Source organism: Oleiphilus sp. HI0128 (genome assembly GCF_001635365.1).
Window position 1 is genome coordinate 1 of the sequence record NZ_LWGG01001453.1, and the last position, 731, is coordinate 731.

At 38.6% G+C, this 731-nt stretch carries 1 protein-coding gene; it reads right to left on the reverse strand.

The genetic code is table 11. The features are described 5' to 3' along the window. Nucleotides 1-486 (reverse strand): hypothetical protein (locus tag A3763_RS23975; RefSeq protein WP_156495302.1); only part of this gene is annotated, 486 nt, incomplete at its 3' end. Nucleotides 487-731 lie beyond the last annotated feature (245 nt).

Genomic DNA, 731 nt, shown 5'->3' on the forward strand with positions numbered 1-731 from the left:
AAACGCAATATGATTACGCTTCCATGTTGTGATAAACGCAGACAGTGCCAGCAGCAATATCAAAGTAAGTTTTTGATTCTCAATAGCAAGCAAACTAACTTGAGCAAAGGTGTGCTCAAGATCTTTAAAAGTACGAACCCAAACATTCATTTGAGCTCGATAGGTCTGGGCATCAGCATGCTGCTTCTGGCATAGCCTGATTTGGCTAGCTAAGGAATTACGAGCTGAATCACGATCAAACTCAGTCGCAAATAAATCGAAGTCTTCATTTTCTGCAAGGTGCTCTTGTTCTAATTCATCCAACCTGGCTTCGATATCAAACTGATATTCACAGTCTGCAGTGGGCTCATCACCCCGAAGAATAAAGTAGTCCTCCCAAAAATAGCTGCCAAGCTTAAGCATCTGTGCATGCATATTCTCACTAGTGCCCGAAATAATCGTTACGAACAAAAGACATAGAATTGAGTAGGAAAGGATTTTTTGCATCAGGACTTTGATGCTAAATTCGGATTTCTTGTTGGTTAGTTGAGTATCGTAATCAGGCTGCATAGTGTTATTAAAATTATTATGAAGATAATATTAAAAATTAAGATGTAAGTCGGGCCATAGTATACGAAATAGCATGTGAATACAGCGAAATGATCCTAACCTGAGCCACAATCAAGCATAAAAAAAGGAAGATCATTGACCTTCCTTTTTTAGAACGACTAACTAGTTGTACCTAGAACCTA